The sequence below is a fragment of the Thermoflexus sp. genome (assembly GCF_042408365.1).
GTDB lineage: Bacteria > Chloroflexota > Anaerolineae > Thermoflexales > Thermoflexaceae > Thermoflexus.
Genome location: NZ_JBHOQJ010000192.1, coordinates 1 through 8,567, shown reverse-complemented (window position 1 = coordinate 8,567; position 8,567 = coordinate 1). Strand labels below are relative to the sequence as shown.

At 64.8% G+C, this 8,567-nt stretch carries 6 protein-coding genes; 3 read left to right on the top strand and 3 right to left on the bottom strand.

Annotation, left to right across the window (positions count from 1 at the left end):
• The first annotated feature begins 244 nt into the window (after positions 1 to 244).
• Together ACFMO5_RS09100 and ACFMO5_RS09095 are read left to right on the top strand one after the other, a co-directional pair.
• Complete coding sequence (locus ACFMO5_RS09100) at positions 245 to 943, top strand: LppX_LprAFG lipoprotein (RefSeq protein WP_376792435.1); 699 nt, start codon at positions 245 to 247, stop codon at positions 941 to 943.
• Positions 944 to 966: 23 nt separating this feature from the next.
• Positions 967 to 1,761 (top strand): SDR family NAD(P)-dependent oxidoreductase, encoded by a 795-nt coding sequence (locus ACFMO5_RS09095; protein ID WP_376792434.1) that lies wholly within the window; start codon positions 967 to 969, stop codon positions 1,759 to 1,761.
• Positions 1,762 to 1,825: 64 nt separating this feature from the next.
• Here ACFMO5_RS09095 and trmFO read toward each other — a convergent pair whose 3' ends face one another.
• Together trmFO and ACFMO5_RS09085 are read right to left on the bottom strand one after the other, a co-directional pair.
• Positions 1,826 to 3,163: a methylenetetrahydrofolate--tRNA-(uracil(54)-C(5))-methyltransferase (FADH(2)-oxidizing) TrmFO gene (gene trmFO / locus ACFMO5_RS09090; RefSeq protein WP_376792433.1), complete on the bottom strand. Its 1,338-nt coding sequence runs from the start codon at positions 3,161 to 3,163 to the stop codon at positions 1,826 to 1,828.
• 222 nt (positions 3,164 to 3,385) lie between these two features.
• Positions 3,386 to 4,489: a response regulator gene (locus ACFMO5_RS09085; RefSeq protein WP_376792432.1), complete on the bottom strand. Its 1,104-nt coding sequence runs from the start codon at positions 4,487 to 4,489 to the stop codon at positions 3,386 to 3,388.
• 225 nt (positions 4,490 to 4,714) lie between these two features.
• On the opposite strand from ACFMO5_RS09085, the gene mutS reads away from it, so the two are divergent.
• Entirely contained in the window at positions 4,715 to 7,306 is a 2,592-nt protein-coding gene (mutS, locus tag ACFMO5_RS09080) for a DNA mismatch repair protein MutS (RefSeq protein ID WP_376792431.1), read from the top strand.
• A 61-nt stretch (positions 7,307 to 7,367) separates the two neighbouring features.
• Here the strand turns inward: mutS and ACFMO5_RS09075 are convergent, their stop codons facing one another.
• Entirely contained in the window at positions 7,368 to 8,465 is a 1,098-nt protein-coding gene (locus ACFMO5_RS09075) for a hypothetical protein (RefSeq protein WP_376792430.1), read from the bottom strand.
• Between the last annotated feature and the right edge of the window lie 102 nt (positions 8,466 to 8,567).

The window sequence follows — 8,567 nt, the reverse complement described above, 5'->3', positions numbered from 1 at the left end:
CCCAGCTCGCCCCCAAAATATCTATTCTCCCCCTCCCCACAGCCCTTCAGGCCGTGGGGAGAGGTAGAAAAGTAGAAAAGAGGTAGAAAAGAGGAAGCTTCACCTCCTTCACGTTGGATCCTCAGCGTGGGATGTGCAAATTCGCTTGTTCATAAGTGCCCCACTGCGAACGGGATTTGGTTCGTAGGAGGGCGTTTGAGTATCCATCTGCTTCTTGCGAACAGACGATCCGAGGTGTGATCCAATGGCGCGTTGGGCATGGCGATGGGTGCTGGGGGCGCTCTTGCTCGGATGCTGGGCGCCGGGGCGGCTTCCCGCCCTCTCTGCCTCCGAGATCATGGCGCGATCCGCCGAGGCCATGGCCCGGATGCGGAGCGCCCACTTCGTTTTGGAGCGGACGGGAGCTCCGGATTATCTAGATGCTGCACGGACGATGATGCTTCGGTGGGTGGAGGGGGATGTGGTGAACCCGGACGCGATGCAGGGCGTTGTCCGCGTGTTCAGCCTGGGCGTCGTCACCGAGCTCCGGATCGTCCGCCTGGGGGATCGAACGTGGATCGCGCTCGCCGGGGTCGAGCGCTGGGAGGAATTGACCCCCGAGCGGGGCGTGGTGATGGACCCTCGGTGGTTCTTCGATGCGGAGCGAGGGGTTCCGGCCCTCATGGCCCGCGCCCCGCTGCGCGTGATCGGGCAGGAGAAGCTGGAGAGTGGGATGGCCTATCACCTGCAAGGGGAGCTGGAGAGCGGGCCGCTGGAGGAGTGGTCGGTGGGGATGATCGCCGGGCGGTTGCGGGTGGATATGTGGGTGGAGGGGGGAACCTTTCGGATCCGGCGGGCGCGCCTGGTGGAGTTGGAGAGCGATCCCCGGGATCCCACCGTGTGGGAGCTCACGCTCTCCGATTTCGATCGGCCGATCGAAATCCAACCGCCCATCGGTCAATGAACGGGCGGAGGGAGGGCGAAGCGATGGTTCCCATCACGGAGCTGGTTTCGCTGCGCGGACATCGGGCGCTGGTCACCGGCGCTGCCTCAGGGATCGGTGAGGCGATCGCGATGCGCTTCGCCGAAGCGGGTGCTGCGATGCTGTTGGTGGACATCCAGGAGGGGGCTCTGGAGCGGCTCGCGGCCCGGATTCGCGCGATGGGGGTGGAGGTGCAATGGTTCCCGATGGACTTGAGTTCGGAGGAGGCCATCCGGGCCTTCTGGAAGACCCTTCCGGATCCGCAGGTTCCGGATATTTTGGTGAACAACGCTGGGGTTTATCCGTTCCGTGAATATTTAGAGGTCGATCCGGATTTCCTGGAGCACGTGTTGCGGGTGAATCTGAAGGCAGCCCTTTGGATGTGTCAGGGGATGATCGCCCGTCGAGGCCGAAGAGGAGGCGCGATCGTCAATGTGGGAACGATTGAGGCGATCCTGCCGTTCCAGAGAGATCTGATTCCCTACACGGTCAGCAAAGCCGGGCTGCTGGCGCTGACGCGTGGGTTGGCTCGAGACTACGGGAAATGGGGTTTCCGGGTGAATGCGGTCCTTCCAGGCGGGATCCGTACCCCCGGGACGCAGCGGTTGATCGGCCGGGCGTTGCGTTCCATGCACCCACGATGGTGGCTTGCCGGCTACGACTTCCAGCGGAGGCTTCCCTTGGGGCGTTGGGGCAAGCCGGATGAGGTGGCTCGTGTGGTGCTCTTTCTGGCCTCGCCGATGGCCAGCTATGTGACTGGGGCGTTGATCCCAGTGGATGGCGGTTTTCTTTCCGCGTAACGGTGGAAAGCGCTTGCCCCGCGTCCTCCCCTTAGGGGGTCGGTCTTCCCGGATCCAGAGGGGATCACCCGCCCTCGGCCTCCCCGCTCTCGGCCCAGAACCGCTCGAGGTCCTCGAGGGCGCGGCGCGCATACGCCAACGCGCGCGCCCGCTTGTCGCGGACCGGGCGATCCAGTGGGGGCAGCAGTCCGAAGTTGGCCTTCATTGGCTGGAAATCCCGCGGATCCGCGCGGGCCAGGTAATCGCACAGCGCCCCGATCATCGTGGTGATGGGGAAAGCAAGAGGCGGCTGGCCGCGAAGCAGCCGGGCGGCGTTGACCCCGGCCACCAGCCCGGTGGCGATGTTGCCCACGTATCCCTCTGCCCCGGTGATCTGACCGGCGAAGAAGAGATCCGGCCGGCCCCGGAACTGCATGGTGGGTTCCAGGAGCGCGGGGGCGTTGATATAGGTGTTGCGGTGCATCTGGCCGTAGCGTAGGAACTCCGCGTTCTGAAGGCCCGGGATCATCCGGAAGACCCGCCGCTGCTCCGGCCATTTCAGGTTCGTCTGGAAACCTACCATGCTGTACATCGTCCCCGCCCGGTTGTCCTGTCGCAGCTGGACCACCGCGTAGGGCGTGCGGCCGGTGCGGGGGTCGATCAAGCCCGTGGGCCGCAGGGGGCCGTAGGCCAGGGCATCGCGCCCGCGTTTGGCCAGCACCTCAATCGGCAGGCATGCCTCGAAGAAGCGCGGATCCTCCCGCTCGAAATCCCGCAGCTCGATCGTCTCGGCGTGGATCAGGGCGTCCACAAAGGCCTCGTATTCCTCTTTCGTCATCGGACAGTTGATGTAATCCCCCTCCAACTCCTGCCCCCGGCCGTAGCGGGAGCCCCTGAAACAGATGGACATATCGATGGAGTCGGCGGCCACGATGGGGGAGATGGCATCGTAGAAATAGAGATACTCCTGGCCGGTGAGTTGCTGAATCGCCCGCGCCAGGGCATCGGAGGTCAAAGGGCCGGTGGCGATGATGCACGGGCGGTCTGGGATCTCGGTGACCTCCTCCCGGATCACCGTGATTAGCGGGTGGCCCTCGATGTGCTCCGTCACGCACCGGGCGAAAAGCTCGCGGTCCACGGCAAGGGCCTTCCCAGCAGGCACCGCCGTGCGGTCGGCGCAGGCCATCAGCAGCGAACCCAGACGCCTCAGCTCCGCTTTCAGGAGGCCCGAGGCGTTCTCCAGCTCATTTGATCCCAAGGAGTTGGAACAGATGATCTCCGCAAGCCACTCCGTCGTGTGGGCGGGGGTGAACCGGCGGGGCCGCATCTCATACAGCCGGACGTGGATGCCCCGCTGGGCCGCCTGCCAGGCGGCCTCCGACCCCGCCAGCCCACCGCCTACGATGATCAACTCTGGCGTCATCTTGCACTCTCCATATTAGAAAGGCTTATTCACTTGTAACTATGCACAACGATTGGGCCTGGCAACATTTGGTCCGGAGCTCCCCCGAAGGGGCGGAACGGCCCCGCCCTCCTGGATCCTCCCTCCCCACGGCCCTCCGGGCCGTGGGGAGGGAGCCACGTGCCTTTGGCGCGCGGCTCTGCTCCCACAGCCACCAATTAGAACGATTGAATCGTTACATCTTTATCGACGTTCGGCGACCACCGGGATCCCGGACACCACATAGAGCGGTGTCCGGATAAACGGAGGGGCCTCAGTCCACGGTCTCGCTGGGATGAGACCTTGGATCACTTCATAGAACGCCGAGGTGAGGAGGATTTCCCCTTCCGGGGCCAGGCCGGCCAGGCGTCGGGCGGTCTCGGTGGCCTCACCGGTCGGCGTGTAGTGAAGATAACTGGATCCTCCCATCAGCCCCACGAGCGCGGTCCCCCGGTGGAGGACCCAACGCGGCGCGAGGCGTAGGGGCGGGGGGAGTTCCGAATGAAGCCGGCGGATCCGTTCCCGAAGGACCAGGGCTGCCCGCAGGGCCCGGATCGGATGGTCGTTGCCGGAGAGGGAGGCGTTGAACCAGGCCAGAACCACACCGTCCATCAGCGGCGTGGGGATCCCTCCCTCCGCCTGAACCCCCTCGTACAACAGGTTCAGATAGCGGTTGAAGACCTGATGGAGCGTTCCAGCGGGAAGGCCTTCGTTCCGGGCGGCTTCCTGGATCCGCTCTCGGAGTCCACTCCATGCAACGGCCAGCACGCTGAGGGTTTGCATCCGGGCCGGACCCGTGATCTCGTGCGGAGCTTTTTGCATGGCTTGCCAGATGGGGGAAGGGATGAAGGCCCGCAGCAGATTCCACCAGTAGAGATGATAGGTTTTCAATGAGGCGATCCGTCGCCCGAAGCGCAGGCGGGCCTGGAGCCGGGCCAGGACCTCGCGGGGATCGTAAGGCTTGGTCACGTAATCCTCCGCGCCGATCCGCAGGCCCTCCACCAGCTGGGCGATGGCGGAGCGGCCGGTGAGGATCAACACCGGGATATCTCGGAGCTGCGGGTTGGATTTCATCGCCTGGCATACGGTCAGGCCGTCCGCGTCGGGCAGGCCCAGATCCAGGACCACCACGTCGGGGCGCCAGGAACGCAGCCTGATCCATCCCTGGCGGGCTGTTGGGGCGATGGCGACCTCGAAGCCGTTCCAGACCAACAAATCGTGAAGCGCCCGCGCTTCGTTCGGATTGTCCTCGATGATCAACACGCGGGGTGGACGCGCCCCGCCCTTGTCTGAGCTTCCGCTCGCCATTTCAACTGTTTCCTCCGCTTCCCCAGGGCTTGGAGTCGGGCCGTTTGTTGCAGGTGCTTTGGCGCTCTCTGCTTTCCTTTTCCTTAAGGGAGAGAAAGCGGGTCAGCCAGCGTCGAACAGCAGCGAGCTGGAGGCCCGCCTTCTGACGAGCCTATAGAGAAGAGAGAGGACTGGCCATCCACGTCAAGTGTATACTGAAAAACAGCTTGCAGGGAGGAATCCAATATGGAGGACCTGACGCCCATCCGGCGCCAGTATCTGGACCTAAAGCATCAATACCCGGACGCCATTCTCTTCTTCCGGCTGGGCGATTTCTATGAGGCCTTTGATGAGGACGCGGAGATCGTCGCCCGGGAGTTGGATCTGGTCCTCACCTCACGGCCGGTGGGGAAAGGGCAGCGTGTTCCGATGGCGGGCATCCCGCATCATGCGGTGGAACCTTATCTCGCCCGCCTGGTAGAGAGAGGCTACCGGGTCGCCATCGCGGAGCAGGTCGGCGAGCCGGTGAACGGCCTGATGCCCCGCCGGGTGGTGCGGGTGGTCACCCCGGGAACGGCGCTGGAGCCGACCCTCCTGGACGAGCGGAAGCCGAATTATCTGGCGGCATGGATCGAGACGGAGGAAGGGATCGGCCTGGCCTATTGCGAGGCCAGCACAGGATATTTCGCCGCTACTCAGTGGACCGGTTCGGAGGCCCGGCGGGATGCGGAGGCGGAGCTCTGGCGCATTGCCCCTCGGGAGTGCCTTTATCCGGCCGCCCCTGGCGAGCCCCCCATGCCGCCGGTTGCGCCGGCGGAGGGCGCTTCAATTCATTTCACCCCATTCCCCGCCTATCGTTTTGAACCTGGGACGGCCCGCGCGGCGCTGCAGGAACACTTTCAGGTGATCTCGTTGCATGCGTTTGGCCTGGAAGATCAACCGCTGGCGATGCGAGCTGCGGGAGCCATCCTCCAATACCTCCGGGAGACCCGCCCGGAGGCTCTTTCTGTCTTGACGTCCCTAGAGACTTACACCACCGCCCGGTATATGCTCCTGGATCCCGCTACCCGCCGCAACCTCGAGTTGACTGAGCGCATGGCCGGGGACGCCCGAAGGGGATCCTTGCTCTCCGTGCTGGATTTCACGCGCACCCCGATGGGCGGGCGGTTGTTGCGGGCGTGGATTTCCCAGCCGCTGCGGGATCGGGCAGCGATCGAGGCTCGTCTGGATCAAGTGGAAGCTTTCGTGGAGGATCCAATCGCCCGGGAGCAGCTGGCCGAGCGGCTTCGAGGGCTCCCGGACCTGGAGCGGCTGGCCGGGCGGGCGCGCAGCGGCCTGGCCTCGCCCCGGGATCTGGCCGCTCTGCGTCGGGCGCTGGCCGTGCTCCCAGAGATCCAGGGGCTGCTTCGTCGGATGGAAGGCCCACGAGCGGAGGCCGTTCGGCCCCTGGCCGCTCCATTGGAGCCGCTCCCGGAATTGTTGAAGCTGCTCACCGAAGCCTTGGTGGAGGATCCCCCGGCCACGTTGCAGGAGGGCGGGGTTATCCGCCCCGGGTTCTCGGAGGAGTTGGATCGGTGGCGGGCCATCGCCCGGGAGGCCCAGGTTTGGCTGGCCGATTTGGAGCAACGGGAGCGGGAACGAACTGGCATTCGTGCTCTGAAGGTTGGATACAACAAAGTCTTCGGATATTACATTGAGGTCTCCAAGGCGGCCGCCCAACAGGTTCCTTCCGATTACATCCGCAAGCAGACGCTGGTCCACGCGGAGCGCTTCATCACCCCCGAGCTGAAGGAATATGAAACGATGGTCCTGAACGCGGAGGCTCGAGGGGCGGAGTTGGAGGCTGAATTGTTCCGGGATCTCTGCCGCCGCGTGGGCGAGATGACGCCTCGGCTGCGGGAGATCGCGGGCGCCCTGGCGTACCTAGACGTCGTGATCAGCTTAGCGGAAGCGGCGGCCCGTTATCGCTATGTGCGCCCCGAGCTGGTGGAAGAGGATGTGTTGGAGATCCGGGGGGGGCGGCATCCGATGGTGGAGCAGGCCCTGGCCGGTCGCTTCATCCCGAACGATGTTTCCCTGAATGAGGAGGGGCGGATCTTGATCCTGACCGGCCCGAACATGGCCGGGAAGAGCACGCTGCTGCGCCAGGTCGCGCTCATTGTGCTGATGGCCCAAATCGGCTCCTTCGTCCCCGCCGATCGAGTCCGACTGCGGCCGGTGGATCGCATCTTCACCCGCATCGGGGCCCACGATGAATTGGTAGCCGGCCGCTCCACGTTCATGGTCGAGATGAGCGAGACCGCCTACATTTTGCACCAAGCGACCGCGGAGAGCCTGGTGGTGCTGGACGAGATCGGACGGGGGACCAGCACCTATGATGGCCTGGCGATCGCATGGGCGGTGGCGGAATATCTGCACAACCATCCGAGGCGGCGGCCGAAGGTGCTCTTCGCCACCCACTATCACGAGCTGACGGCCCTGGCCGCGTATCTGCCGCGCGTGCGCAACGCCCATATGGCGGTCGCGGAGGTGGAAGGGCGGATCGTCTTCTTGTATCAGGTCCGCCCCGGCGGCGCGGATCGCAGCTATGGGATCCACGTGGCGGAGCTCGCGGGGTTGCCCCGGCCGGTCATCCGGCGGGCGCGAGAGCTGCTGGGCCGGCTGGAACGAGGGGAGCCGGCCGTGCGGCCGAAGGCCCCTCCGCCTGCAGCGCCCCTGCCGCTCTTCGCCGAGCATCCGGTTGTCCATGCCCTCCGCAACCTGGACCCTGAGTCCCTTTCCCCCTTGGAAGCCCTTCATAAGCTCTATGAGCTGAAGGGGCTGGTTGAGAAAGGATAAGGACCGGGCTCGTGGCGGCAGGCCTTTGGCTCTTGACAGGATCGTCATCTGCAGAAGCGGCTTACATCGCGTAAGCCGTCTCGCAGAGCTCATCATACCGGGGCGCCAGCACCGGCCAGGTCCATGCCGTGAGGGCCTGGCGGATCTCCTGAGGATCCCCGGGGACGCCCTGCAGCGCGGCAGCGAGCCGTTCGGCGAGATCCTTCGGGTCCCTGTAAGCGCACAGAGCTCGTATGGACTCCGGAAGTTGATCTAGGAGCGTTGATCCAGATGGAAGCAGCGGCCATGGGCCTTCGAAGGCGATGCGCATCAGGTGAATCGGGGAGTGGAGCCGGATACTTCCTTCGACCACGGCGCGGGCGGTCGATATCCACCGTCGTGCCTTCGGGTCCTCCGGGTTCAGGATCCCCAGGATCCGGGCGCGCAGGGTGTGGGGAAGCTGCATCACTCGGTTCGCCTCGATCTCCGGCCGCTCGCTTAGGAGTAGCAACCGGAAACTTTGTTGACCCAGGTCCCGATGGTCCATCGCCGCGATCATCCGGGGGATCTCCTCCGGTTCGCCCCGCAGGATCCAGAGGGCCAACGGCTCACGAGAGGGCTGGACCTCGGATGGGGTGGGGAAAGGGGTGAAGCCTGGAGGCAGCACTGCAGTGGATTTCGCGATCGCGGTGGCCAGCCCCTCATCATAGCGGAAGAGGGCGGCGAGGAAGCGTTGGCGCTGGCTTTCCCCGTGGAACAGACACCGCCGGACCGCTCGGACGGTGTGGATCTCGACTGCCCGCGCTTCCGGCGAGGAGATCTCAGGGCAGGCCAGCGCGCTGACATGCCAGTAGACCCAAATGGGGATCGACGCCAGCAGGTCAGCGGTCTCTTCAGCGAAAACCGCTCCGTCCATGCCATCTGTCATAATCACCAAATCGGGCAGGCCTGCCGGCTGGCGCGAAGGATCCCGGGCGGCGGAGCCGGTGAGGTAACGCCGGATCCGTCGGGCCAGGCGCTCCGCCCGATTCCGCGCGATGTCTAGGCGGAAAGAGGAAAACGGTCCGGACGGGGGATGAAGCGTGAACGCGAAGAGCGAATGCCGGCTGTGGCGCGCCCAGCCGTCGATCCACAGCCTACGTTCCGCGGTCAGAAATGGATCCAGAACCCAGATCCTCATCCTTCGGAGCCGCATTCTTAGATCCTTAATCCCAGGGCTTTTTAATTCTGGGAGTTCCCATGGGGGTTGTGGGCGGATCCGGGCGCCTTGGGCGCCCGGATC

What these genes read in the sequence shown, in the direction of transcription:
- ACFMO5_RS09100 (WP_376792435.1), top strand. Translation starts at nt 245, where the DNA reads ATGGCGCGTTGGGCATGGCGATGGGTGCTGGGGGCGCTCTTGCTCGGA.
- ACFMO5_RS09095 (WP_376792434.1), top strand. Translation starts at nt 967, where the DNA reads ATGGTTCCCATCACGGAGCTGGTTTCGCTGCGCGGACATCGGGCGCTG.
- trmFO (WP_376792433.1), bottom strand. Translation starts at nt 3,163, where the DNA reads ATGACGCCAGAGTTGATCATCGTAGGCGGTGGGCTGGCGGGGTCGGAG.
- ACFMO5_RS09085 (WP_376792432.1), bottom strand. Translation starts at nt 4,489, where the DNA reads ATGGCGAGCGGAAGCTCAGACAAGGGCGGGGCGCGTCCACCCCGCGTG.
- mutS (WP_376792431.1), top strand. Translation starts at nt 4,715, where the DNA reads ATGGAGGACCTGACGCCCATCCGGCGCCAGTATCTGGACCTAAAGCAT.
- ACFMO5_RS09075 (WP_376792430.1), bottom strand. Translation starts at nt 8,465, where the DNA reads ATGAGGATCTGGGTTCTGGATCCATTTCTGACCGCGGAACGTAGGCTG.